General features: G+C 70.8%; 25 protein-coding genes. 7 read left to right on the forward strand and 18 right to left on the reverse strand.

The features are described from left to right. Positions 1–11 precede the first annotated feature (11 nt). Positions 12–2,621 (reverse strand): ABC transporter, encoded by a 2,610-nt coding sequence (locus tag ACLIME_RS14640; RefSeq protein ID WP_411557356.1) that lies wholly within the window; start codon positions 2,619–2,621, stop codon positions 12–14. 93 nt (positions 2,622–2,714) lie between these two features. Here ACLIME_RS14640 and ACLIME_RS14645 point away from each other — a divergent pair, with 93 nt between their 5' ends. Further along, positions 2,715–3,281: a dihydrofolate reductase family protein gene (locus ACLIME_RS14645; protein ID WP_411557357.1), complete on the forward strand. Its 567-nt coding sequence runs from the start codon at positions 2,715–2,717 to the stop codon at positions 3,279–3,281. A gap of 72 nt (positions 3,282–3,353) precedes the next feature. On the opposite strand, the gene ACLIME_RS14650 is transcribed toward ACLIME_RS14645, so the two are convergent. The 4 genes from ACLIME_RS14650 to ACLIME_RS14665 are packed head-to-tail and all read right to left on the reverse strand — an operon-like array spanning position 3,354 to position 7,188. Continuing rightward, positions 3,354–3,782 (reverse strand): molybdenum cofactor biosynthesis protein MoaE, encoded by a 429-nt coding sequence (locus ACLIME_RS14650; protein ID WP_056011786.1) that lies wholly within the window; start codon positions 3,780–3,782, stop codon positions 3,354–3,356. Then, positions 3,775–4,758 carry a bifunctional molybdenum cofactor biosynthesis protein MoaC/MoaB gene (gene moaCB / locus ACLIME_RS14655; protein ID WP_411557358.1) on the reverse strand — a complete coding sequence of 328 codons (984 nt, stop codon included), beginning with the start codon at positions 4,756–4,758 and terminating at the stop codon, positions 3,775–3,777. Before moaCB ends, ACLIME_RS14650 begins: the two co-directional genes overlap by 8 nt. Continuing rightward, entirely contained in the window at positions 4,755–5,990 is a 1,236-nt protein-coding gene (glp, locus tag ACLIME_RS14660) for a gephyrin-like molybdotransferase Glp (RefSeq protein WP_411557359.1), read from the reverse strand. Before glp ends, moaCB begins: the two co-directional genes overlap by 4 nt. A 58-nt stretch (positions 5,991–6,048) precedes the next feature. Next, a complete protein-coding gene (locus ACLIME_RS14665) occupies positions 6,049–7,188 on the reverse strand; it encodes a ThiF family adenylyltransferase (RefSeq protein WP_411557360.1) in 1,140 nt (379 codons plus the stop codon). A gap of 143 nt (positions 7,189–7,331) precedes the next feature. Here ACLIME_RS14665 and ACLIME_RS14670 point away from each other — a divergent pair, with 143 nt between their 5' ends. Further along, complete coding sequence (locus ACLIME_RS14670; RefSeq protein ID WP_411557361.1) at positions 7,332–7,745, forward strand: ASCH domain-containing protein; 414 nt, start codon at positions 7,332–7,334, stop codon at positions 7,743–7,745. Positions 7,746–7,751: 6 nt separating this feature from the next. Here ACLIME_RS14670 and ACLIME_RS14675 read toward each other — a convergent pair whose 3' ends face one another. The 7 genes from ACLIME_RS14675 to ACLIME_RS14705 form a co-directional block, all read right to left on the reverse strand. After that, positions 7,752–8,129 carry a VOC family protein gene (locus tag ACLIME_RS14675; RefSeq protein ID WP_071261898.1) on the reverse strand — a complete coding sequence of 126 codons (378 nt, stop codon included), beginning with the start codon at positions 8,127–8,129 and terminating at the stop codon, positions 7,752–7,754. Positions 8,130–8,180: 51 nt separating this feature from the next. Beyond that, entirely contained in the window at positions 8,181–8,735 is a 555-nt protein-coding gene (locus ACLIME_RS14680; protein WP_197977355.1) for a WHG domain-containing protein, read from the reverse strand. Positions 8,736–8,757: 22 nt separating this feature from the next. Further along, positions 8,758–9,594, reverse strand: a complete 837-nt coding sequence (locus ACLIME_RS14685) for an alpha/beta fold hydrolase (RefSeq protein WP_192004075.1) — start codon at positions 9,592–9,594, stop codon at positions 8,758–8,760. Between the two features lie 127 nt (positions 9,595–9,721). Next, a complete protein-coding gene (locus tag ACLIME_RS14690; RefSeq protein WP_079704433.1) occupies positions 9,722–9,979 on the reverse strand; it encodes a DUF6510 family protein in 258 nt (85 codons plus the stop codon). After that, positions 9,979–10,707, reverse strand: a complete 729-nt coding sequence (locus ACLIME_RS14695; RefSeq protein ID WP_139382348.1) for a ferredoxin reductase — start codon at positions 10,705–10,707, stop codon at positions 9,979–9,981. Before ACLIME_RS14695 ends, ACLIME_RS14690 begins: the two co-directional genes overlap by 1 nt. Further along, a complete protein-coding gene (locus ACLIME_RS14700; protein WP_411557362.1) occupies positions 10,704–11,297 on the reverse strand; it encodes a sulfite oxidase-like oxidoreductase in 594 nt (197 codons plus the stop codon). Before ACLIME_RS14700 ends, ACLIME_RS14695 begins: the two co-directional genes overlap by 4 nt. Positions 11,298–11,386: 89 nt before the next feature. After that, complete coding sequence (locus tag ACLIME_RS14705) at positions 11,387–12,082, reverse strand: HAD hydrolase-like protein (protein WP_194599907.1); 696 nt, start codon at positions 12,080–12,082, stop codon at positions 11,387–11,389. A 100-nt stretch (positions 12,083–12,182) separates the two neighbouring features. Between ACLIME_RS14705 and ACLIME_RS14710 the strand changes: the two genes are divergently transcribed. Continuing rightward, entirely contained in the window at positions 12,183–13,064 is an 882-nt protein-coding gene (locus tag ACLIME_RS14710) for a sugar phosphate isomerase/epimerase family protein (protein ID WP_411557363.1), read from the forward strand. Beyond that, positions 13,061–14,113: a Gfo/Idh/MocA family protein gene (locus ACLIME_RS14715; RefSeq protein WP_411557364.1), complete on the forward strand. Its 1,053-nt coding sequence runs from the start codon at positions 13,061–13,063 to the stop codon at positions 14,111–14,113. Before ACLIME_RS14710 ends, ACLIME_RS14715 begins: the two co-directional genes overlap by 4 nt. A gap of 28 nt (positions 14,114–14,141) precedes the next feature. On the opposite strand, the gene ACLIME_RS14720 is transcribed toward ACLIME_RS14715, so the two are convergent. Next, entirely contained in the window at positions 14,142–15,290 is a 1,149-nt protein-coding gene (locus ACLIME_RS14720; RefSeq protein ID WP_411557365.1) for an ROK family protein, read from the reverse strand. Between the two features lie 207 nt (positions 15,291–15,497). Here ACLIME_RS14720 and ACLIME_RS14725 point away from each other — a divergent pair, with 207 nt between their 5' ends. From ACLIME_RS14725 to ACLIME_RS14735, 3 genes are all read left to right on the forward strand, one after another. After that, complete coding sequence (locus ACLIME_RS14725) at positions 15,498–16,997, forward strand: glycoside hydrolase family 36 protein (protein WP_411557366.1); 1,500 nt, start codon at positions 15,498–15,500, stop codon at positions 16,995–16,997. A 95-nt stretch (positions 16,998–17,092) separates the two neighbouring features. Continuing rightward, on the forward strand, positions 17,093–18,082 hold the full coding sequence (locus ACLIME_RS14730) for a helix-turn-helix transcriptional regulator (RefSeq protein WP_411557367.1): 990 nt from the start codon (positions 17,093–17,095) through the stop codon (positions 18,080–18,082). Between the two features lie 4 nt (positions 18,083–18,086). After that, a complete protein-coding gene (locus ACLIME_RS14735) occupies positions 18,087–18,464 on the forward strand; it encodes a RidA family protein (RefSeq protein WP_079704440.1) in 378 nt (125 codons plus the stop codon). 20 nt (positions 18,465–18,484) lie between these two features. On the opposite strand, the gene ACLIME_RS14740 is transcribed toward ACLIME_RS14735, so the two are convergent. From ACLIME_RS14740 to ACLIME_RS14760, 5 genes are all read right to left on the reverse strand, one after another. Beyond that, positions 18,485–19,009 carry a GrpB family protein gene (locus ACLIME_RS14740; RefSeq protein WP_124767931.1) on the reverse strand — a complete coding sequence of 175 codons (525 nt, stop codon included), beginning with the start codon at positions 19,007–19,009 and terminating at the stop codon, positions 18,485–18,487. A gap of 86 nt (positions 19,010–19,095) precedes the next feature. Further along, positions 19,096–20,166 carry a LacI family DNA-binding transcriptional regulator gene (locus ACLIME_RS14745; protein WP_192018933.1) on the reverse strand — a complete coding sequence of 357 codons (1,071 nt, stop codon included), beginning with the start codon at positions 20,164–20,166 and terminating at the stop codon, positions 19,096–19,098. An 86-nt stretch (positions 20,167–20,252) separates the two neighbouring features. Further along, the gene (locus ACLIME_RS14750; protein ID WP_411557368.1) at positions 20,253–21,137 is read right to left on the reverse strand and encodes a sugar phosphate isomerase/epimerase family protein; all 885 of its coding nucleotides are present in this window, start codon (positions 21,135–21,137) and stop codon (positions 20,253–20,255) included. Further along, positions 21,134–22,231, reverse strand: a complete 1,098-nt coding sequence (locus tag ACLIME_RS14755) for a Gfo/Idh/MocA family protein (RefSeq protein ID WP_411557369.1) — start codon at positions 22,229–22,231, stop codon at positions 21,134–21,136. The genes ACLIME_RS14750 and ACLIME_RS14755 overlap by 4 nt, the downstream gene beginning before the upstream one ends. A 52-nt stretch (positions 22,232–22,283) precedes the next feature. Next, the gene (locus ACLIME_RS14760) at positions 22,284–23,096 is read right to left on the reverse strand and encodes a sugar phosphate isomerase/epimerase family protein (protein WP_411557370.1); all 813 of its coding nucleotides are present in this window, start codon (positions 23,094–23,096) and stop codon (positions 22,284–22,286) included. Between the last annotated feature and the right edge of the window lie 92 nt (positions 23,097–23,188).

Here is a 23,188-nt window from a genome sequence, read left to right on the forward strand (position 1 = left end):
ACGGCGGGGCGTCATCCCGCCGACGCGTCCTCCGGTGACGGTGCCGCTCCGAGCAACGCCAGTCGCTTCGCCAGGTAGGGCGCGGTGCGGCTGTCGGGGTCTGCGGCGACGGTGTCCGGCGTGCCCGCGGACACGATGCGTCCACCAGCGTCGCCGCCGGACGGTCCGAGGTCGATCACCCAGTCGGCCGCCGCGACGACGTCCATCTCGTGCTCGACCACGACGACCGTGTCGCCGGAGTCGACGAGCGCGTTCAGTTGCGCCAGCAGACGACGGACGTCGGCCGGGTGGAGGCCGGTCGTCGGCTCGTCGAGGAGGTAGAGGGTGTGGCCGCGTCGCACCCGCTGGAGTTCCGTCGCGAGCTTGATGCGCTGCGCCTCACCGCCCGACAGCTCGGTGGCCGGCTGGCCGAGCCGCAGGTACCCCAGGCCGACCTCGAGCAGGGTGCGGAGGCTGCGCGCAGCCGCCGGGACGGCCGCGAGGAACTCGGCCGCCTGCTCGACCGTGAGTGCGAGGACGTCTGCGATCGACTTCCCGTCGTAGGTGACCTCGAGGGTCTCAGCGTTGTACCGAGCGCCGTCACAGGTCGGGCACTTGCCGTAGCTGCCGGGGAGGAACAGCAGCTCGACCGACACGAAGCCCTCACCGAGGCAGGTCTCGCAGCGACCTCCCGCGACGTTGAACGAGAACCGGCCGGCCGTGTAGCCGCGTTCGCGGGCGAGGTCCGTGGCGGCGAAGGCGGCGCGGACGGCGTCGAAGAGGCCGGTGTAGGTGGCCAGGTTCGACCGCGGTGTGCGTCCGATGGGCTTCTGGTCGACCCGGACGAGGCGGTCGACGTGCTCGAGCCCTCGGACGCGGCGGACGGTGAGCGTGTCGGCATGTCCGTCCGGCACCGTCGCCTCCGCCAGGCCGGAACCCTCGGCCGCATCCGGATCGGTGGGCACCTCGTCGTCATCGTCTGCGACGTCGTCCGTCGTCCGGCCGTCTGCCCGCAGGTGATCGCGCACGACGTCGCGGAGGACGCGGCTCACGAGGGTCGATTTGCCGGAACCGGAGACACCGGTGACGGCCACGAACGTCCCGAGGGGGATCGAGGCGTCGACGCCGGCGAGGTTGTGGAGCGTGATGCCCTCCACCTCGAGCCAGTCGCGCGCCTCACGGAGTGCTCGTCGCTCGGGAGCCGGACCGTGCTGGTCGGGGAAGAGGAACGGACGGGTCGCCGACGCCTCGACGTCGGCGAGACCCTCGACGGCGCCGCTGTAGAGCACGTCGCCGCCACCCTCACCCGCGCCGGGGCCGACGTCGACGATCCAGTCCGCGTTCCGGACGACGTCCATGTTGTGCTCGACGACGTAGACCGAGTTGCCGGAGCGCTTCAGCTGCTCCAGCACCTCGAGGAGGGGCTCCGCGTCGGCCGGGTGCAGACCCGCTGACGGTTCGTCGAGGACGTAGACCACGCCGAAGAGCCCGGAGCGCAGCTGGGTCGCGAGCCGGAGCCGCTGCATCTCGCCGGGGGAGAGCGTCGTCGTCACGCGTCCGAGGCCGAGGTAGCCGAGTCCGAGGTCGGTGAGCACGCGGATGCGCGCGAGGAGGTCGGTCGTGATGGCGACGGCGACGTCGGTGCGCTCGCCGGACAGCGTGGTCGGGAGCGCGGGCGCCGCGTCGGTCAGCTCCGTGGTGGGGCGGATGACCTCGGCGAGTTCCGTCATCGGCAGGGCGTTGAGCTCCGCGATCGTGCGGCCGGCGAAGGTGACCGCGAGCGCCTCGCGGCGGAGTCCCGTGCCGTGGCAGAGCGGGCACGGACCCGAGCGCACGAACTGCAGCACTTTGTTCCGCATCATCTGGCTCTTGGAGTCGGAGAGGGTGTGGAAGACGTACTGCTTGGCGCTCCAGAACATGCCGTTGTACGGTTTCGCGACGCGGTCGCGTTGCGGCGTGATCTGCACGACCGGCTGCTCCTCGGTGAAGAGGATCCAGTCGCGGTCCTCCTGGTCGAGCTCCCGCCAGGGGCGGTCGACGTCGTATCCGAGCGCGATGGTGATGTCGCGGAGGTTCTTCGCCTGCCAGGCGCCCGGCCAGGCGGCGATCGCGCCCTCGCGGATGCTCAACGACGGGTCGGGCACGAGGGAGTCCTCGGTGACCGTGTGCGCGACGCCGATGCCGTGGCACTCCGGGCAGGCGCCGACGGCGGTGTTGGGGGAGAAGGCGTCCGAGTCGAGTCGGGTCGTGAACCCCTCGGGGAAGGTGCCGGCGCGCGAGAAGAGCATGCGGAGCGAGTTCGAGAGGGTCGTCACCGTGCCGACGCTGGAGCGCGAGCTGGGGGCGCCGCGACGCTGCTGCAGGGCGACCGCCGGTGGCAGACCGGAGATCGAGTCGACGTGCGGGTCATGACCCTGCTGGATCAGCCGCCTGGCGTACGGTGCGACGGACTCGAGGTACCGTCGCTGCGCCTCGGTGAAGATGGTGCCGAACGCGAGCGACGACTTGCCCGAGCCGGAGACCCCGGTGAAGGCGACGATCGCATCGCGCGGCACGTCGACGTCAACGTTGCGGAGGTTGTTCTCGTTGGCTCCCCGGACGCGGACGAACGGGTCGGATGCTTCGGGGGCGTGTTCGGGCATCAGATCACCCTACGTCGCCGCGGTCCGGTGGGCGACCGGTTGACGTGCCCCGCCCGATGCGCGATGTCGGGGGTGGACGGCAGGATCGTCCTCATGACTCGTGAACGATCCTGGCACGGCTGTGTCTTCATCGGCGTGAGCCTCGACGGCTTCATCGCAGGGCCCGACGGTGACCTCGGCTGGCTCACCGAGCTCGAGCCGCGGGGGCATGCCGCGGATGCGCCAGGGCAGCACCCGGCGCTCGACTGGGATTCGTTCTTCCCGACGATCGACACCCTCGTGATGGGCCGCACCACCTACGACACCGTCCTCGGCTTCGGCGAGTGGCCGTTCGACGGCAAGCGGGTCGTCGTGCTGAGCACCACGCTCGAGGTCGGGGACGACCGCATCACGGTCGCCGGGTCGCTCGACGAGGCGGCCGCCCTGCTCGACGAGGCCGGGGCCGGCCGCGTCTACATCGACGGCGGCAGGACCATCCAGGCGTTCCTCGGTGCGGGCCTCGTCGATGAGATCACCGTGTCGGTCGCACCGGTGCTCATCGGCTCGGGCGCCCGCCTCTTCGGCGACCTCGACGCCGACGTCCGCCTGCGGCTCCGCGGTACCCACGCGACGCCCGAGGACGGGCTCGTGCGCATCACCTACGACGTGCTGCCGCGCTGACAGTCGATTCGCCCCGGATCGTCGCCCACGCTTCGTGCGTGCGACCACTCGGGGCGAATCGAGGACGAGCCGCTACAGGCCGACCCATTCCGTCTCGCCGTCGGCCAGGTGTTGGCGCTTCCAGATGGGGACGGTGCGCTTGATCTCCTCGACCAGGCGCTCGCAGGCGGCGAACGCCTCGGCCCGGTGCGCAGCGGCGACGGCGGCCACGAGGGCCAGGTCGCCGACGACGAGTGACCCGACGCGGTGGGCGGCGGCGACCCGCAGGCCGGTCTCCGCGGCGACCGTCCGGCAGCAGTCCTCCAGGAACCGTTGGGCGTCGGGGTGGGCCCGGTAGTCGAGGGCGTCGACCGCCTCGCCGTGGTCGTGGTCGCGCACGATGCCTCGGAAGGCGACGAGGGCGCCGTTGGCGGGCGCCGCGACGAAGTCCTCGATCGCATGCGCGTCGAGGGGTGACTCAGAGATGAGGGCGAGGACCTCGGGAACCGTCGACTCACTCATGCGCGCCACCTCCGGCGATCTGGGCGACGAGGTGGTCGAGCAGGCCGTCGAGGACCGCGAGTCCGTCCTTCACGCCGCCGGTCGATCCGGGCAGGTTCACGACGACGGTGCCGCCGGAGACCCCCGCGAGCCCGCGACTGAGCGCCGCGGTCGGGGTCTTGGTCGATCCGAGGGTGCGGATCGCCTCCGCGATGCCGGGCAGCTCTCGGTCGAGGTGGGGCTGCGTCGCCTCCGGAGTTCGGTCGCTCGGCGAGAGGCCGGTGCCGCCCGTCGTGATGATCACCGCGGGCGCGGCGTCCAGGGCTGCCGTGATCGCGAGGTGCACGTCGGCGTCGGAAACGACCGTCACCGCATCGACCGCGTAGTCGTGCTCGGACAACCACGCGGAGATGCGCGGCCCCGTGAGGTCCTCGCGCGTGCCGGCCGCGCCGGCGGTCGACGCGACGATGACGGCCGCGGTTCGTGGACGGACCGTTCGCGCCACAGGTGCTTCGATCGGCTCCACCGCTTCCGGCGTCCAGTTCCCGCGCTTGCCGCCGGACTTCTCCAGCAGCCGGATGTCGCCGAGGACCGAGGCCGGGTCGACGGCCTTGACCATGTCGTGCAGGGTCAGGCCGGCGATCGACGCGGCCGTCAGGGCCTCCATCTCGACCCCGGTCTGGCCGGTGGTCTTCGCCGTCGCGGTGATGACGATGGAGTCCGCGGTGAAGGCGAAGTCGAGGCTCACGGACGACAGCGCGAGCTGGTGGCACAGCGGGATGAGCTCGCTCGTCCGCTTGGCCCCCGCGATCCCCGCGATGCGAGCGGTCGCGATGACATCCGCCTTCGGCAGGCCGTCCGCCTGGACGAGTGCGATCACGTCTGGTCGGGTGGTGAAGGTCGCGGTCGCCGTCGCGACCCGCTTCGTCGTGGCCTTGTCGCCGACATAGACCATGCGTGCGCGGCCGTCGTCGTCGAGGTGTGTGAGCCCGGTCATAGTGCCCATGCTTCCACAGCGTCACCGGCGTCGAGCTCGAGCGTGTCCTCCGGGATCACGATCAGCACGTCGGAGGCCGCGAGCCCGGCGACGAGGTGCGAGCCGGGGCCCGAGACCGGTTCGACCCGGCCATCGTCTCGTCGGCGTCCGCGGAGGAACTGGCGCTTGCCGGGCACCGAACGCACGGCGACCGCGAGTTCGGCCGGTGCGCGTGTCGCCTGCGGCAGCCCGGCGACCCGGCGGAGGACCGGAGCGACGAAGACCTCGAACGAGAGCTGGGTGCTCACCGGGTTGCCGGGGAACGCGATGATCGGGACGCCCCGGTGGGCCCCGAGCGCCTGTGGTCCGCCGGGCTGCATCGCGACCGAACCGATCCAGCCACCCAGCGGACCGAGGACGTCACGGACGACCTCGTGCTCACCCATGGAGATCCCGCCGGAGGTGAGGATGAGATCGACCTCGCCGTGGAGGTCGTCGAGCAGGGCGAGCAGGACGTCGGCATCGTCGACGACGCGCGCACGGGCGTTGACCTTGGCCCCGGCTGCGACGACGGCGGCCGCCAGCGCGGTCCCGTTGGAGTCGAAGGTCTGGCCGAGCGTCGGAGTCTCGCCGGGTTCGACGAGTTCGGCACCGGTCGTGACGATCGCGACCCGCACCCGCCGACGCACCTCGACGGTCGTGATCCCGGCCGCAGCCAACACGGCGAGGTGTCGTGAAGCGAGGCGCACGCCGGCCGGCAGCAGCTCCTCGCCGGCGCGGACGTCGCTCCCGCGTTCCCGGACGAACAGCCCCACCGGGCGCTCGCCACCGCCGCGCGCAGGACCGAGGAGGACGGTCTCGACACCGTCCGGATCCGTCTCGACCTCGCTCTCCTCGACCGGCACGACGATGTCCGCACCCGGCGGAACGACCGCGCCCGTCATGATGCGCACCGAGGTCCCCGCCTCGAGCGGCGCGGGGTCGATCGGGCGCGCGGCGATCTCGCCCACCACCCGCAGACGCGTCTCATCGCCCGTGAGGTCTGCCGCCCGAACCGCGAAGCCGTCCATCTGCGAGTTGCGGAACAGCGGCAGGTCGACCGGTGACGGCACCGCCACCGCCGTCACCCGAGCTGCGGCCTCGTCGATCGGCACGTGCTCGGCGCCGGTGTCGGTCACGTCGTCGAGGAGGGCTGCGACGTCGGCGGCGTGTTGCTCGACGGTCTTCCGACTCGTGGGCGCTGGCGTCGTCATGGTGGTTCCCGTCGTCGAGGTCGGTCGGTGGGGCTGCATGGGGTGTTCGGAGCCGCGGTCAGTAGCGGGGGACGGTCGGATCCACGAGCCGCGACCACGCGTCGATGCCGCCCTCGAGATGGACGGCCGAGTAGCCGCGCTCGAGGAGCAGGCGAAGCGCGGACTCGGATCGGATGCCGTGGTGGCAGTAGACGACCACGGGCGTCTCGGGGTCGAGCCCGTGGAGCGTCTCGGGGAGCGAGCCGAGCGGCATCAGCGTCGAACCGGGCAACCGGGCGATCTCCGCCTCCCACGGCTCCCGGACGTCGAGCAGGACGGCCTCATCGTCGCTCGCCGCGAGCTGCGGTGCGGTGATCGTGCGGCCGCCGTGTCGCGGCTCGTGCGGGGCTGCCGCTGCGGCGCTCGCCGCGTCCCCTCCTGGCGTCCGATGCAGATGCTCATCGAGCGACACCTGCCGGGCGCCCGCGGGGTCGCGCTCGTACCGGAGTTCGCGGAACCCGCCGCTCAGCCCGTCGAACATCGTCACCCGGCCGAGCGAGAGGGACCCGACCCCGGTGAGCACCTTGATCGCCTCGGTGGCCATGACGGACCCGATGACCCCGACCGTGGTGGGCAGGACGCCGCCGGCCTCGCAGGAGAGCACCGAACCGTCCGTCGGCGGGTGGGGGAAGAGGTCGCGGTAGCGCGGGCCGCGAGACGACCAGCTGAGTCCAGCCTGCCCGCCGTACTGCGAGACCGCACCCCAGACGAGTGGGACGTCGGCGAGCGTCGCGGCGTCGTCGACCAGGTAACGGGTCTCGAAGTTGTCGCTGCCGTCGATGACGAGGTCGATCTCCGCGTCGGCCAGGAGGCCCATGATCTCGCCGGGTCCGAGGCGGAGGCGGTGCCTGAGGATCGTCGCATCGGTGTTGACGGCGAGGGCGCGGTCCGCTGCGGAGTCGACCTTCGGACGGCCGACGTCCGCGGTGCTGTGGACGGTCTGCCGATGCAGGTTGCTGAGCTCGACCGTGTCGTCGTCCACCAGGTGGATCGCGCCGTCACCGGAACCGACACCGGCAGCGGCAAGCGCCGGGATGACGATGCTGCCGAGGCCGCCGGCGCCGACGATCAGCACCCGTGCGTCGGCGAGACGCTGTTGCGCCGCTGGTCCGAACCCGGGGAGGGCGAGCTGCCTGGCGTACCGCGCGGTCGAGGACATGCGCCGATTATCCCACCGGCACCGTGCCCGTCGGCCCTCAGACCGCATCCGCTCGCGTCCGCAGAAGGCTGCAGGCGCCGCCGCGGGAAACCGACAGGAGGTGTGAAGTGGCACGACGCGTCGATCGATGCTGGGATGGACGCATGGATGACCACCTCCCCATCGTCGAGTTCGCGTTCCCCGGCCCGCTGCGGGACAGGCTGGTGGCGGCGATCGAGTCCGGCGAGAAGGCCGCGACGAGTTCCCTGGCGCACGAGTACGAGGTGGCAGGCGAGGAGTTGCCGGCGGTCGGGCAGCGCGGAATCGTCGTCGATTCCGATGGCGCTCACCGCTTCGTCATCGAGACGGTGGGTGTCGAGGTGGTACCGCTGGACGAGGTGCCACTGGCTCACGCTCTGGCGGAGGGCGAAGGCTACGCCTCGGTCGCCGACTGGCGTGCCGGTCACGAGCGGTTCTGGACCTCACCGGAGATGCAGGCCGAACTCGGCGCCGACTTCCGCCTCGACGACACGACGCTCGTCGTCCTCGAACGGTTCGCCCTCATCGCCCGGGACTGAGGCCGATCAGACCGGCTTGACGGGCGTGCGCAGGAGGCAGAAGGCGTTGCCCTCGGGATCGGCGAGGACGTGCCACGACTCATCGCCCGTCTGCCCGATGTCCGTCGGGCGCGCTCCGAGGGCCAACAGGCGCTCGAGTTCGGCGTCCTGGTCGCCGTCGGTCGGGCTGACGTCGATGTGGAGCTTCGACTTCGGCTGCGGCGGGTCGTCGCTGCGGCTGAGGATGATGGTCGGCTGCGATCCACCGAAGCCGTCCCGCGCTCCGATCTCCACCCCGTCCTCGTCTCGGTCGAGCACGACGAAGTCGAGGACCTCGCACCAGAAGCGGGCGAGCGCTTCCGGATCGCGGCAGTCCAGGACGAGTTCACTGATGCGGCATGACATGACGGCACGCTACCCCGCACGCGTCGTGCAGCGGAACCCGTTGCGGATCGGCTAGGACTCGTCCCCAGCGGTCTCGGCCCAACGGGTCAGCGTGATCACGAAGCCACGGACGAGGCGGTCGAAGCTCCGGTCGAGGTCGCGGTCGAGGCCGAAGGAGCCTGCCGCCTCGAGCGAGACGAAGCCGTGCAGGGTGGAGCGGAACGCGCGGATCGCGTCGATGGCGTCGTCGCCGCGGAGCTCGTAGGCCGTGAGGACGTCGCTGATGACCTGGATGGCGCCGAGCGACGCCGCCGCGTCCTCCTCATCCTCCGGCCCGGCGATCCACTGCGCGGCCGTATAGCGTGCCGGGTGCTCCAGGGCCCACTCCCGGTAGGCGCCGGCCATCACCGTGATCGCATCCGCGCCCGAACGGCCGACGGCGGCGCGCAGCAGGACGTCGCCGAGCTCGCCCTTCGCTTGGAGGGAGATGCTCCGGCGGAGTCCGGCGAGCGAGTCGAGGTGCTTGTAGAGCGAGGGCTGCCGGACGCCGAGCCGTTCGGCGAGGGCGGCGAGGGTCAGCCCCTCGAGCCCGACCTCGTCGGCGAGTTCAGCCGCTTCGTCCACCACGCGCGCGCGGCTGAGTCCCGCCCTAGGCACGGTGCAGCGCCGACTGGAGGAAGCCGAGGACGGCCTGCGAGGTGACCTCGGGCTGCTGGGCCTGCGGGTAATGGCCGGCGTCCTCGACGAGGACGACCTCCGCCTGCAGGGTGTCGCCGATCCAGCGGGCCTCTCCTGCGGGGTCGGGGAAGTCGGGGTCCTTGGTGCCCATGATCACGAGCGTCGGAGCGCTCACGCCGGGGAGCGCAGCCTCGGCCGGGGCATGGTCGGTCTGTCTGGTCGTCTGCGAGAAGGCCTTGCCGTAGGCGGGGCGACGCAGGCTCGCGAAGACGTCGGCGAGGTAGTCGTCGAAGTCGACCGGCTTCCGGCCCGCGTTCAGCGTGGGGAGGTAGGCCTTCCAGACCCGTGCGATCCACAGCGGAGCCATCATGGCGCGGAAGACCGCCTGCATGACGGCGCCCGCCTTCGGGTTGCGGACGAAGGGCCCGACGAGGACGAGACCGGACACGTCCTCCGGGTGCTCGGCGGCGACGATCACGCCCGCGCCGGCAGCGAGGGAGTTCCCGATGACGACGGCTGGGGCGCCGAGGTCGCGGATGAGGGCGTGGACGTCCGAGGCGGTCGCGACGTCGCCGTACGAGGAGAACGTCGTGTCGCTGTCGCCGTGACCACGGAGGTCGGTGGAGGCGACGCGGTACCCGGCCTGGACGAGCGCGGGAGCGAGGAAGCGGTAGGAGGAGCGGAGCTCGCCCATTCCCGGGACGAGGACGACGAGCGGGCCGTCGCCCTGGATCTCGTAGGCGATCTTGCCCTCGGGACGGTCGAGGTAGCGGGTGGCAGGCCCTGTCGATGCCGGGTTCGTGTTCATGAAGCTAGTCTGCATCGCCGTTTAGCTAATGTCAATAGCTTTGATGGACGAGGTTCATTCGCCCATCTTTGGGCGACAGAAGCAACGTTCGCCCAAGGATGGGCGAACGAGTGCGGGGGAGGGGCGGTCAGCCGAGGTCGGTCCACCAGCGGACGCCGTCGAGGGTGACGCGCGTGGTCTCCTCGTGATGGAGGACGACGAGCAGGACGTCGTCGCAGTGCCGACAGCGAACCACCCACGCGTCCGGGGTGCCGAACACCAGCTCCGCGGCGAGGGGCGAGACGTCGCGGCACCCGAGGCACTGCGACATCGTGCCGCTCGGGTCGGTGCCGGTCAGCTCCGACAGGGTTCCGGCGAGGACGTTCCCGTCCAGATGCGAGGTCATCACGCGCCTCCGAACCGCTCGGTCTTGATACGGGCGGGATCATGGCCGATCGCGACCAGGGTGTCGGCGACCGCCTCGACGAAGCCGGTCGGTCCGCAGACGAACACCGACGGGGCCTCGCCGCCGGTGGACTCGAGCGCCTGCAGGTCGGCCGCGACCAGGCGTCCGGCGGGACGGGGCCAGCCATCGGGCGCTCGACGGGTGTAGATCCAGGTGACCTCGACCCCGGTCGCCGCAGCGAGCTCGTCGGCGAAGAAGGCGTCCTGCGGTGAGCGGACCGAGTACACGAGTCGGAACGGCGTCGTGCTCCCGGCCGCCTCGTGCGCTCGCACCATCGCCATGAGCGGCACGATGCCCGAACCTCCGCCGATCAGGAGGACCGGCTCCGTGTCCTCAGGGCGCCAGACGAACCAGCCGCCCAGTGGTCCACGCACCTCGACCTGGTCGCCGACCTCGATCGCGTCGACGAGGAAGGGTGAGACCTCGCCGTCGGGGACCCGGTCGACGGCGATCTCGATGCGGTCACCGGCGTCGGCCGAGGCGATCGAGTAGGAGCGGACCGCCTGGTAGCCGTCGGGTGCGGTGAGGCGGACGTCGGCGTGCTGCCCGGCGAGGTTCCCACCCCAGCCCGGGGCGTCCAGGATGAGGCTCCGCCCCGATGGGGTCAGCTGCGTCGCCGTGACCACGGTGGCCGGCTTCCAGACGTCGACATGGTTCGTGCGCCTCACGAGTACCGCTGTTCGAGCCAGGGATCACCGTAGGCGTGGTAGCCGTTCTGCTCCCAGAACCCCGGTTCGTCGTCCTGCTGCATGACGAGCCCGCGGATCCACTTCGCGCTCTTCCAGAAGTAGAGGTGCGGGATGAGAAGCCTCGCCGGGCCGCCGTGCTCCGCGGCGAGCGGCTCGCCGTCGAAGCCGGTGGCGATCCAGGCCTTGCCGTCCAGGAGGTCGTCGAGTGGGACGTTGGTCGTGTAACCGCCGTAGGAGTGGGCCATCACGAAGTCGTAGCCGCTCTCGACCTCGGCGAAGAGCGTGTCGAGGGAGACGCCCTGCCAGCTCGTGCCGAGCTTCGTCCACCGGGTCACGCAGTGGATGTCGCGGGTGATGTCGTCCTGCTGCAGGGCCTGCATGGCAGCCCAGTCCCAGCGGTGGGTCTCGCCCGTCTCCGTCCGGATCTGGAACTCCCACTCATCGGTGTCGATCCGCGGCGTGGGTCCGGCGGACAGGACCGGGAAGTCCTCGGTGAGGAACTGGCCTGGCGGGAGTCGGTCGTCCTGCTCCCGTGACCGTCCTCCGAAACCGCGTGTGAACACCGCCATGTCGACCTCCTCAGGATGGTCATCACCCTAGTGAGCAGGTGTCGGTGAAGCCAGGCCCTCCTGGGGTCACCAAGTGGTTCCGGTCTCGCTCAGCCGGTGATGAGGTTCGACAGCGCGTCGATCGAGTGGACGACGGCGAGGGCACCGGTGGCCTCCGCCGGCGAGCCGTAGCCCCACTCGACGAGGATCGTCGGGATCCCGTGCGCCGCTGCGCCCTCGATGTCGTGGAGGCGGTCGCCGACCAGTACGGTGCGGGACGTGTCGACGCCGGCGGCCGTGAGGCGCCGGAGGGCCTCACCGACGACGTCGGCCTTGCTGCTGCGGACCTCGTCCTCGGAGGCGCCCGTGACGACGGTGAAGTACTGGCTCAGGCCGAAGTGGTCGAGGATCGTGTTCGCCTGCGACTCGGGCTTCGAGGTCGCGAGCCCGATCGGGATCCCGGCCTCGGAGATGCGCGCGAGCAGCCCGGCGACGCCCGGGAACACCGCGGTGCCGACCTCGGCCCCCTCGATGGCGACCTGGCGACGGTACTCGGTGAGGGCGAGCTGCGACTGCAACGGGTCCATGTCCGCGAAGTCGCGGAAGGAGTCGAGCAGCGGTGGTCCGACCCAACGCAGCAGCGATTCGTCGGACGGCACGACGGCACCGACGTTCGCCAGGGTCGTCTTCATGCGGGAGATGATGCCGGGAGCCGAGTCCACGATCGTGCCGTCGAGGTCGAACAGCACGCAGGACCAGCTGCGGTGGAAGGACACGGTCGTACTCGCGAGGTAGAGATCGGTCACACGCTCCATCCTAGGGCGACCCCTCCGGCTGCAGAGGGTTGTCAACCGGTTGCCAGAGCCGTAGGCTGACAGGACCGGCAGCCCGACTGCCTGGTTCCCGATGACGAGAACGAACGCGAAGGCGGAAGCGCACGTGAATGCACAACAACCGGTGAGCTGGACCCTGTCGGGCTTCGGAGACGAGATCGACGCCGACCCGACGACGCAGATCGCCGTGCTCGAGGCGCTCGGTGCGTCGCACATCGAGGTCCGGAGCGCGTGGGGCGTCAACATCATCGACCTCGACGCCGACCAGCTCGCCCGACTCGGTGCGCAGCTGCAGCGGTCCGGCATGGGCGTGTCCGCCATCGGATCGCCGATCGGCAAGGTCGACGTGGCCCTCGACGCCGAGCTGGAAGTCGCCCGCCTCGCGCGAGCGGTTGCCGCTGCACACGCCCTCGGGACCCCCAACATCCGCATCTTCTCCTTCTTCCGCGGTGAGGGCGTGCCGGTGGAGGCCACCCGCGACGACGTCCTGGTCCGCATGCGCCTGCTCGCCGACCTGGCCGAGCGGGAGGGGGTCGTGCTCCTGCACGAGAACGAGAAGGACATCTACGGCGATGTCCCGGAGCGCATCCTCGACCTCGTCGAGTCGGTCGGATCGCCCGCACTCCGCCTCGCCTGGGACAACGCGAACTTCGTCCAGGTGGGCGTCGCGCCGTTCGACGACGGCTACGCGATGCTGCGCCCGTACCTCGACTACCTGCAGGTCAAGGACGCGGTCGCCGAGAGCGGCCAGGTCGTGCCGTCCGGCGAGGGCGACGGGCAACTGCGTGAAACGCTCACGGCGTTGCGCGACGACGGCTACGCGGGGTTCGCCTCGCTCGAGCCGCACCTCGCCGACACCCACGCGCTCGGCGGCTTCTCGGGTCCCGCCTCGTTCGGCGTGGCCGCCCGGGCCTTCCGGAGGCTCACCGACGAGCTGGGGATCGAACTGCGATGAGCCGCGGGCCCGCACCCGTCCTCCGTCGCGTCGCCGTGGTCGGGTGCGGCGACATCTCCGCCCTCCACATCGCGGCGATCGGAACGGTGCCCGGTGCGCAGCTCGTGGCGGTGTGCGACGTCGACGCCGGCCGGCTCGATGCGGCGATGGCTGCGACGGGTGTCCCGGGCTTCACCGACCTCGATCGACTGTTCGAGGAGGCGCGACCCGACGTCGTCCACATCTGCACCCCGCACCACCTGCACGCCGACCAGGCGATCCGGGCGCTCGAGCGCGGGATCAGTGTCATCCTCGAGAAGCCCCTCGCCCACACGCGCGATGAGGCCGAACGGCTCCTGGCCGCGGCGGAGCACAGTCGCGCGAAGATCGCGGTGTGCTTCCAGAACCGCTACAACCAGCCGGCGGAGCGCGCCAAGGAACTCCTCGACTCGGGTGAGCTCGGCGCAGTGCTCGGCGCCTCGGCGGTCGTGCCGTGGCATCGGACGGCGGCCTACTACGAGGATCGCCCGTGGCGCGGTCGCTGGGAGACCGGCGGCGGTGGACTCCTCATGAACCAGGCGATCCACACGATCGACCTCGTGCAGTGGTTGGTCGGCGACCCGCTCGAGGCGACGGGGTCGATCGCCACCCGCGCGCTCGCCGAGGTGATCGAGGTCGAGGACACGGCCGAGCTGCGCATCGTGCACGCGGGTGGCGCGACGAGCACGGTCTACGCGACGGTCGCCGGGGTCGCGAACCTGCCCGTGACGATCGACGTCGTCTGCGCGTTGGGCACGCTGAGCTTAGGGGCCGAACTCACCGCACGCTTCGCCGATGGACGCGTCGAGACCACCGTCGAGCGGGTGACGGCCAGCGGAGCGCGTGCCTACTGGGGTGTGTCCCATGAACGGCTGATCCAGGACTTCTACGCGGGGCTCGACGAGCCGGGCGCCTTCTGGCTCCACCCCGCAGAAGCGCGGAAGGCGTTCGACGTGGTCCAGGACGTCTACGACGCGGCGATCCCCGAGCGACGGTCGTCGGTCCCCGCCGCGCAGCTCGGCGGTCGCTGAGCCGTCACCCGCCGCGGGCTGTGACGGCTCAGGACGCTGCGGTCCGCTTGACGAGCAGCTGCGCTCCGTCCGGGTCGGGGAACCGCTCCACGTCTCGGACGGCTGTCTGCAGGACGGTGACGAGCTGCTGGGACGCCAGGCTCACGCCACCCATCGCCACCGCCTCCGAACCCAGCGAGGAGACGACCACGTCCGGTGGCAGCGGGCAGATCTCGCCGAGGGTGCGGATGAAACGCGGCAGGAAGACGTCCGCGCCCGGAGCACTGCCGCCGCCGACCACGAGGAGTTCCGGATCGAGTGCGAGGACCATGGCCGCCGCGCCGGTGGCCAGGTCGTCCGCGAACTCGTCCATCGCCGTCAGGGCGATCCGATCACCGGCGCGAGCCGCATCGAAGATCTCCTCGCGGGACGGCCGTGGTGAGCCGAGGACCGACTCGCCGTACTGCTCGTTCAGGCGGGACCACCGGAGTTCGGGCATCTCGCCGACGATCCCTGCCGCACCGTGCACGCCGCGATGCACCTTCCCGTCGACGATGGAGGCGGCGCTGGTGCGCACGCCGCAGAGGAGGTAGACGACGTCGCGGTGGCCCTGTGCCGCGCCGACGGTCAGTTCCGCGCGGGCGCCGAGCGCGACGTCGCCCTCCACCAGGACGGCTCCGTCGAACTCCCGCTCGAACCGCTCGCGCAGGTTCAACCCGACCCAGTCCGGGAGTCCCGTCCCGCCGAAGTGCAGCACCTCGCCGTCCCGGCCGATCGCGCCGGGGGAGCCGACGGCGACGATCCACACCGACCCGCGGGTGAGGTCGAGGGTGCTGAGCACCGCATCGCCGGTCGCCAGCGCCAGGGTGATGCGCTCGGTCGCGCCCGTGTCCTCGGGCAGGCGAGCCGTGCGCTGGCCCAGGACGGCACCGGCGAGGTCGGTCACGACGGCGTGGATGTGGTTCGCGCCGATGTCGAGCGACAGGAGGTGGCCGAGTCCGGCCCGCACGCTGAAAGCGGTGGCGGGTCTGCCGACCCGGGACGCCGAGGCGCGTTCGACGGATTCGAGCCAGCCCATCTCGACGAGATCCGTCACGATCGCGTCGATGGCCGTCCGAGACAGCCCGGACGCGTCCGCCAGCTCCCGCAGGGTGAGTGCCTGCGGGAGCAGGGCGCGCAGCACACCGAGCGAGTTCATCCTCCGGAGCAACGACCGACTGCCCATCGATCCGCCGGACGGCTCCACCATCGCCTCTCGAGGCATTCGCCATTCCCCCCTTGCGACTTTTCACGGCACGTTGCAGTATTAACTCCGCCTCCTCGACTTTACCTGCGGCAGCCCCGCGGCGGCAGTCGGGAGTCCCGCGTCCATCCCGGGAGCGCCCACCCACACAGAAAGCCGGCCATGCTGCACACCTTCACCTTCGGTGACCTCCGCATCCCCGCGAACCTCGCCGGCGAACCGACCGCCACGAGCACGGGGTTCGTCGTGCCCGCCGGCCCGGTCGCGCTGCTCCACCCCTTCGGCGACACCGGCTTCTACCGGCACGGCTGGAACTCGTGGAGCCCGAGCGGGTGGACCACCACCGACGGCGAGACCATCGGCATCAAGAACAGCCCCGACCGGCTGCTCACCGCCGACGACGCGGTCAACGAGACCCCGCACCTCCACTCCGGCAGTGGCGTCGGAGCCATCGCAGGACCGGACGGCACCGTCCTGCTCATCGGGACCCTCGGGCTCGGCAACCCCCGGGTCGGTGCCGACCGCAACACGATCTGGGCGCGGAGCGAGACCGACGAAGCCGAGTGGTTCGTCACGTTCGGACCGGAGCAGCAGGCCTTCGCCGACTACGCGGCCATCCTGTCCGAACGGCTCGGGCGGCGCTCGCAGCGCGCCGGTCGCGTCTGGAGCAGTTGGTACTCCTACTACGAGGGCATCGACGAGGAGCTGGTCGCCCGCACCGTCGCCGATCTCACCGGGTACCCCTTCGACGTGTTCCAGCTCGATGACGGCTGGGAGCCGATCGTGGGCGACTGGACGGCCGGACCGGACTTCCCGTCGGGCATGCAGGCGACCGCCGGTCGCATCGCCGAAGCCGGGTTCCGCCCGGGGCTCTGGCTCGCCCCGATGATCGCGCTTCCCGACTCCACGATCGCGCGGGAGCGCCCCGACCTCCTCGTGCAGGACGACGCCGGCCGAGCGCTTGCGACCGGCTACAACTGGAACTCCCACTACTACTCGCTCGACACCACCCAGCGGGAGGTGCAGGACCACCTCCGCGAGGTCTTCGAGCGCGTCACCGGGTGGGGCTTCAGCTACCTCAAGCTCGACTTCATGTACGCGGGCGCCGTCACCGGGCGGCGGCACCAGGACGTCCACCGCGAAACCGCCTACCGGGACGCGATCTCGTTCATCAGGGAGACCGTCGGCGACGACGTGTACCTGCTCGGCTGCGGCGTCCCGATGATCCCGTCCATCGGGGTGTTCGACGGCGCGCGCGTGGGGCCGGATGTCGGTCCGTTCTGGGACAACGCCGAACGCGTCGGCGACCCGTCGGGCGTCGGGGCGTGGAACTCCATCGTCGACTCCGTCAACCGCGTCTGGCTGAAGGACGTCTACGAGGTCGACCCCGACGCCGTCTACTTCCGCAGCGCTCGGAACCTCCTCGACCCCGTCGAACGTCGCATGCTCCAGGACGTCGCCGCCATCCTCGAGTTCAAGTCGACCTCGGACCCGGTGGTCTGGCTGCACGAGAGCGAACGCGCCGAACTCCGCCAGTACCTCACGGGGACGCCGACGGTCGAACAGACGGGGCGGTTCACGTTCCGCCTCGACGGCCGCGAGGTCGACCTGACTGCCGTCGTGGCGGGAGAGGCCCGCTCCGACACCTCGTACATCGGGTGACGCCTGGCGCTCGGCGGCGATCCGGCGTTATCCGATAAACGAACGCCGACCGCCCGGAAGTGGAGCTTTGGCACAGTCGTGGGATTCTGAGCAGGATGAGCGCGAAACCAGGGTCCGCGGAGCGGTTCGAGGCCGCGGGGAGCGACGTCGACGACGCTCGCGAGCTCTACCGCGAGGCCTACCGGATCGGCGGGATGACGGTCGAGCCGACCGCCGCCGAGTTCGGATACCGCTTCACCTCCACCGGCGACGACGACCTCTCCCTCCGTGCCTCGCAGGTCGAGGGACGGATCACGGGTGCGTCGTTCACCCAGGGCGAGTACGTGGTCTCCTGGATGACGCGTGGCGAAGGCGTCTCAGACCTGCTCGGCTCGCCGATGAAGTTCCTGCACGGGCAGCCGGCGATGTTCGCCAACGACCGCCCCGCGCAGTTCGACCTCATCGACTACCGGCTCAACATGATGCACTTCGGCGGCGCCTATCTCGAGGGTGTCGCGGGGGAGACCGAGGGGTCGGTGGGTCCGATCCGGTTCGACACGACGTTCCGCCCGTCGGGCGCGGGACTCCACCGATGGAACGCCTCCGTCGCGGCCGTCGCAGGGGTGGTCTACGACGACGACAGCCCGGCGCTCCTGCGCGCGGAGGCCAGGCGAGCGGCCGCGGTGTCGTTGCTCGAGACGTTCCCGCACCTCGCGCTCCGGCCGCCGACCGAGGTGGCCGTCGCCGCCAGCGCTCGGACGCGGACCGCGGTGGAGTACCTCGTCGCGAACGCTCATCTGCCGATCCGCACCGAGGACGTCGCAGCGGCGGCCGGCATGAGCCTCCGCAGTCTGCAGTCGGCGTTCCGCCGGGAGTTCGACGTGACACCGGCCGACTACCTCCGCGCGGTCCGGCTCGACCGCGTCCGCGACGACCTGCGGGACGCCGACCCCGGACGGACGACGGTCGGTGACGTCGCCCGTCGGTGGGGGTTCGGTCATCTGGGGCGGTTCGCCGCCGGGTACTCGCGACGCTTCGGCGAGTACCCGAGTGCGACGCTGGCCTCGTCGAACGCCATCGGAACCCGCCCGCGTTCCCTAGGCTGAGGCCATGACCCGATCCACCGTGACCGACCCGCACGCGCCCGAACCCGTCGGGCCGTACTCGCATGCGGCGTCCGGCCCGAGCGGGGCACTCCACCTGTCGGGGCAGACGCCCATCGACCCCTCGACCGGAACCCTCGTCGAGGGCGACGTCGCGGCACAGACCGAGCGGGTGTTCGCCAACCTCGAGTCGGTGCTGACGGCCGCCGGTCGAGGCTTCGGCGATGTCGTGAAGGTGAACGTGTACCTCGTCGACATGGCCGATTTCGCCGCGATGAACCGCGTCTACGAGACGGTCTTCTCGGCGCCCTACCCTGCGCGCACCACGGTCGCGGTCGTCGGGCTGCCGCTCGGCGCGCGCGTCGAGATCGAGCTCGTCGCCTGAGGACCACGCGAGGGGCGGCCCTACTTGTCCCAGGCCTCGGTCGGCGGCAGGCCCCGCGCGGTGCGTTCCTCGTTCAGCAGCGCTTCGATGAGCGGGAGTTTCGCCGCCGTGTAGGCGCGGCCGTCGTCGGTCCTGGCGAGCTCCAGCTTGAGCTCCTGATACCGGCGCCGAGCGGATGCGTCGTGCAGTAGCTTGTCTCGGAACAGCCGCTGGTTGCAGTGCTCCCACGCGTCTGGGCCGAACATGTGGAGGATGTGCGTGCGACGGGCTCGCTCTGAGCGGACGTACACGGCATGCGTCTTCGGTCCCGCGGCGTTCGGCTCGTACCCGAGCCCGGCCAGGAGCGGTCCGAGGGCGAACGGGTCGACGCCTGCCATCGCTCTCGCGGCGAGGTCGATGATCGGCTTGGCGACGAGACCAGGGACGGCGGTGCTCCCGATGTGCTCGATCGCGTCGACACGTCCGTCGAGGACGTCCGAGAGTCGCGCCGCCTCGTGTCGGAACGCCGTCGCCCACGCCGTCCGGTGCGGGCTCAGCTCGATCATCGGATCGAGCGTACCCCGCGGTCGGTCCCCGGGCGAGGGACCGTCCCGGTCCCTGAGCCTGTCGAAGGGCTGGGTGACGCCCCGACTCAGTCCGTAGCCGGCGGCGGAGCGGTCGACTCGCGCATGATGAGCGTGGTCGCGAGGTCGGTGATGGTCGGGACGGCGGTGCCCCCGAGGTGCGCGAAGAGGGTCTGCACGGCGTAGGAGCCGGAGGCGATGTGCGGGCTGCGGATCGAGGTGAGTGCCGGTGTCGTGAAGTCCGAACCGAAGATGTCGTCGAAGCCGATGAGGCTCAGCTGGGTGGGCATCTCGACACCACGTGAGCGCAGCTCCAGCATGATGCCGATGGCCAGGAGGTCGTTGTACGCGAGGACCGCGGTGGCACCCGTCTCGAGCACGGCGGTGGCTGCCGCCCTGCCTGCGGCCATGTCGGGCTGCGTCGAAGGGACCCGCACCGTCTCGATGCCGCGCTCCGCGCACAGCTCCCGTGTCCGGCTCCACCGATGCCGCGACATCCAGGACCGACCGGGGCCGGAGACGAACGCGAGCCTCCGGTGCCCGAGCTCGGCGAGGTGGTCGATCGCCGCGGTGAGGCCCGGGTCGATGTCGGCGACGATGCTGTCGACGTCGTCGACCTGACGGTTGATCACGACGACGGGCTTCTCCTGGCCCAGCGCGCGCACGTCGTCGGGCAGAAGCCTCGAGGTCGCGAGGATGAGACCGTCGACCGACGGCATGAGCCGCCGGGCGGTCAGCAGCTCCATCTCCGCCGACTCCTTGAACTCCGCGAGCACGAGCGTGTAGTTGCGCTCGGCGGCCTCACGCTCCGCGCCGCGGACGACGTCGAAGAACATCGGGTTCGTGATGTCGGCGACGATGAGGCCGAGCGTGCCGGTGCGCCCGGTGGGGAGCGCTCGGGCGGCGGGGTTCGCGACGTAGTTGAGCTGCTTGGCGGCGTCGTGGATCTTCTGCGCCGTCTTCTCGTTGATGCGGCCAGGGCGGCTCAGCGCCCGCGAAACGGTCGACGGGTTGACGCCGGCGAGCTGTGCGATGTCGTAGATCGTCGCGGCACGTTTCGTCCTCGCGGCCCCTGCCGTGGGTTCGGGCGTTCCGGGCTCGGGAGCGACCGTCTCCGCGGATGCGTCAGAGGTGCTCATGGGGCCCGCTCCTCTCGATCGCCGCCCTCGGCGACCTGAGCCATCGTACTGCCGCGGCCTCGGCGTGCGGGCTCAGGGCGGCCTGGTCAGCGGGTCGCGACATCGAGTGCGTGGCTGGCCCATTCGTACGACAGGCGGTGCGACTCGTAGACGCTCTCGACGCTCGGGAAGTCGACCTCGATCATGTAGTCCCCGTCGTAGTCCGCGGGCATCGCCGCGACGATCGCGTCGAAGTCGAGCACACCGAGCCCGGGTTCCGCCCACAGCCGCTTCGTCTGCGACGTCTCGTGGTAGCTCAGCGCGCCGTCCGCTGCGCCATCGAGGTGATCGGCGTACACATCTTTGATGTGGATGCCGCCGACGCGGTCGCGGTAGTCGGTGATCATCGCGACCGGGTCCGCTCCCGCCCAGCGGAGGTGCCCGGTGTCGGGCCCGAACCCGATGAGGTCCGGTCCGAGGGTGTCGAGCAGACTGCGGATCTCGTGCTCGGTCTCGAAGACACCACCGACGTGCGAATGGTGCAGGGGACGGATCCCCTCGGCGAGCAGGACCTCGCAGGTGCGGCCGACGTTTTCGATGGCCAGGTCGAGGCGCTCCTGGGAGAAGTCGGCGCCGATCGCCGGCGTCGCCATGCGCGCCGGGATCGCCATCGAGGAGATCATCGTCCGGTCGAGTCCGAGGGAGGCCTGGGCCGCCCCGAACGCCTTCGCCGCCTCGAGGACCTCGGCCGGGTCGACCGTCTCGTCGAACGCGCTGCTGAACAGGCTGAGCGACGGTGCGAGGCCGTAGCCGCCGATCCACGTGCGGTACTCGTCCGCGGTCATGCCCTCGGGGATGTCGGCCTTCACCGCGGTGAACCCGATGCGCTGGAAGTCGGCGAAGGCCTCCTCGAACACCTCGCGGGTCTTGCCGCGCGCACTCCAGTACGGGATGGGGTTCGCCGCCACCCGGTTCGTCCGCTGGGCGCTCATCGGGCCACCGCCGCAACGGCGTCGAGGCGGACCGGCTGGCCCGTGCGTGCGGATTCGTAGAGACCGGTGATGATCGAGATCGCCTGGCGGTTCTCGGCCAGCGTCACGCGGAGCGAATCCTCCCCGCGGATCGCGGCGAGGACGTTCCGGTACTGGCGCAGGTGCGCGTCCGACATCTGTCCGGCGACGCTCGAGCCCGCCTGCGTCTCGTCGGCGAACTGCGCCGCCTGGTTCGTGTCCTTGCCCTGCGAGCCGAAGAAGGCCTCGGCGCGCTCCATCCCCGCGGGAGTGGAGTGGAAGTACGTCAGCTGGTCGTTCTCGATGACCGCGGAGCCGCGGTCACCGTGGACCTGCAGCCGCGCGACGAGGCCCGGGTAGACGGCCGTCGAGCCGTGGATGACGCCGAGCGCGCCGGATGCGAAGCGGACGACACCGACCGCGACGTCCTCGGTCTCGATGCGCTCGTGGGCGAGGAGCGCGGTGTAGCCGAAGACCTCGACAGGGCGTCCGAGGAGGGCGACCAGCAGGTCGACCGTGTGCACGCCCTGGTTCATGAGTGCGCCGCCGCCGTCGAGCGCCCACGTGCCGCGCCAGTCGCCGGAGTCGTAGTAGCTCTGCCCGCGCCACCAGTCGACCGATGCGATGCCCGAGGTGATGCGCCCGAGGTCTCCGCGTTCGGCGGCGGCGAGGACGATCTCCGTCGACGGGTCGAAGCGGTGCTGGGAGATGACGGTCACGACGGTACCGGCGCGCTCCTGGGCGGCGATGATGTCGTCCGTCCGCGAGACGGTGACGTCGGCCGGCTTCTCGATGATGACGTGCTTGCCGGCCTCGAGCGCCTCGATGGCGAGGTCGGCGTGCAGACCGGTGGGCGTGCAGACGACGACGATGTCGGGGTCGGTCTGCGCCAGCGCCTCCGCGAGGGTCGTGAACGCCCGTCCGCCGCGCTCGGCGACGAGGGCCTCCGCCTTCGCGAGCTCCGGGTCGGCGACGGCGACGAGTTCCAGCTCGTCGCGCAACTGGTCGATGACGATGCCGTGCTGCTTCGAGATGATGCCGGCGCCGGCGATGGCGATGCGGTGCGGTCGGGACATGCGGGGGTTCGCTCCAGTTCTGTGCGTGGGGTGCGTCGGTGTCCGTGCCGGCTCAGGCGAGCCGACGGAGGTGCGCGAGGGCGGCCTCGAGCTCCGGTTCGAAGTCCTCGAAGAGGCACTCGACGGTGATGGGGCCGTCGTAGCCGCCGTCTCGGAGGGCCGTGATGAATTCGGTGAGTGGCCAGTCGCCCTGGCCGGGCGGCCGTCGTCCGGCATCGGCGATGTGGGCGTGTCCGATGCGGGCGCCGAGGGCCTGGACGACGGCGAGCGGCTCCTCCTCCAGCATGATGTGGAAGAGGTCGGCGACGACGGGCACACGGTCGATCCCGAACTCGTCGAGGAAGGCGACCGTCTCCTCGAGCGAGTTGAGCAGGTTCGTCTCGTCACGGTTCAGCGGCTCGAGGACGATCTGCAGTCCGTTCCGTTCCGCCGTGTCGCGCGTCTCGACGACGACCTCTGCGAACCTCGCGCGGGCGGCCGCGACGTCCACCCCGGTGGGGATGGTGCGCGCCGTACCGCTCCCGAACACGATCTTCGCGCCGGGCTCCGAGACCGAACCGATGATCGGCATGACGGCGTCGAGGTACGCGGTGACGCGTTCCGCCGGGAAGCCGGGGTCGGCGAGCGACAGGTCGCCGGGGAACAGGATCGCGAACGAGCCGCGTCGGACGCTCACGTCGTAGTCGGGGTGGCGCGTCCACCCGGCTCCGTCGGCAACGATGAGGTTGCCGACGATGGTCGGTTCCGCGTAGTCGGCTCCGGACGCGAACGCACCGGGGATGCGTTCGGAGGGGACGATCACGCCGTACCCCGTGAGCGGGTGCCGCTGGGCGGTCGCGATGTCGATACGAACGCTGCTTGCCACTGCAATCTCCTGTGATAGCCGGGTCTGCTCCTCGCGTCGCTGACGCGTTCCAGTGGTCCTGGACCACGACGGTTCCGGTCGGAAGCGGGATC

Origin of the sequence: Plantibacter sp. MPB07, from assembly GCF_046619465.1 — a bacterium.
Classification (GTDB): Bacteria; Actinomycetota; Actinomycetes; order Actinomycetales; family Microbacteriaceae; genus Plantibacter; species Plantibacter auratus.

Coding starts and splice junctions, on each gene's coding strand:
- ACLIME_RS14685 (WP_192004075.1), bottom strand. CDS start 9,594: ATGAACACGAACCCGGCATCGACAGGGCCTGCCACCCGCTACCTCGAC.
- ACLIME_RS14710 (WP_411557363.1), top strand. CDS start 12,183: ATGACGAGAACGAACGCGAAGGCGGAAGCGCACGTGAATGCACAACAA.
- ACLIME_RS14700 (WP_411557362.1), bottom strand. CDS start 11,297: ATGGCGGTGTTCACACGCGGTTTCGGAGGACGGTCACGGGAGCAGGAC.
- ACLIME_RS14745 (WP_192018933.1), bottom strand. CDS start 20,166: ATGAGCACCTCTGACGCATCCGCGGAGACGGTCGCTCCCGAGCCCGGA.
- ACLIME_RS14690 (WP_079704433.1), bottom strand. CDS start 9,979: ATGACCTCGCATCTGGACGGGAACGTCCTCGCCGGAACCCTGTCGGAG.
- ACLIME_RS14715 (WP_411557364.1), top strand. CDS start 13,061: ATGAGCCGCGGGCCCGCACCCGTCCTCCGTCGCGTCGCCGTGGTCGGG.
- ACLIME_RS14735 (WP_079704440.1), top strand. CDS start 18,087: ATGACCCGATCCACCGTGACCGACCCGCACGCGCCCGAACCCGTCGGG.
- ACLIME_RS14755 (WP_411557369.1), bottom strand. CDS start 22,231: ATGTCCCGACCGCACCGCATCGCCATCGCCGGCGCCGGCATCATCTCG.
- glp (WP_411557359.1), bottom strand. CDS start 5,990: ATGACGACGCCAGCGCCCACGAGTCGGAAGACCGTCGAGCAACACGCC.
- ACLIME_RS14675 (WP_071261898.1), bottom strand. CDS start 8,129: ATGTCATGCCGCATCAGTGAACTCGTCCTGGACTGCCGCGATCCGGAA.
- ACLIME_RS14645 (WP_411557357.1), top strand. CDS start 2,715: ATGACTCGTGAACGATCCTGGCACGGCTGTGTCTTCATCGGCGTGAGC.
- ACLIME_RS14665 (WP_411557360.1), bottom strand. CDS start 7,188: ATGTCCTCGACCGCGCGGTACGCCAGGCAGCTCGCCCTCCCCGGGTTC.
- ACLIME_RS14640 (WP_411557356.1), bottom strand. CDS start 2,621: ATGCCCGAACACGCCCCCGAAGCATCCGACCCGTTCGTCCGCGTCCGG.
- ACLIME_RS14750 (WP_411557368.1), bottom strand. CDS start 21,137: ATGAGCGCCCAGCGGACGAACCGGGTGGCGGCGAACCCCATCCCGTAC.
- moaCB (WP_411557358.1), bottom strand. CDS start 4,758: ATGACCGGGCTCACACACCTCGACGACGACGGCCGCGCACGCATGGTC.
- ACLIME_RS14670 (WP_411557361.1), top strand. CDS start 7,332: ATGGATGACCACCTCCCCATCGTCGAGTTCGCGTTCCCCGGCCCGCTG.
- ACLIME_RS14720 (WP_411557365.1), bottom strand. CDS start 15,290: ATGAACTCGCTCGGTGTGCTGCGCGCCCTGCTCCCGCAGGCACTCACC.
- ACLIME_RS14730 (WP_411557367.1), top strand. CDS start 17,093: ATGAGCGCGAAACCAGGGTCCGCGGAGCGGTTCGAGGCCGCGGGGAGC.
- ACLIME_RS14740 (WP_124767931.1), bottom strand. CDS start 19,009: ATGATCGAGCTGAGCCCGCACCGGACGGCGTGGGCGACGGCGTTCCGA.
- ACLIME_RS14650 (WP_056011786.1), bottom strand. CDS start 3,782: ATGAGTGAGTCGACGGTTCCCGAGGTCCTCGCCCTCATCTCTGAGTCA.
- ACLIME_RS14725 (WP_411557366.1), top strand. CDS start 15,498: ATGCTGCACACCTTCACCTTCGGTGACCTCCGCATCCCCGCGAACCTC.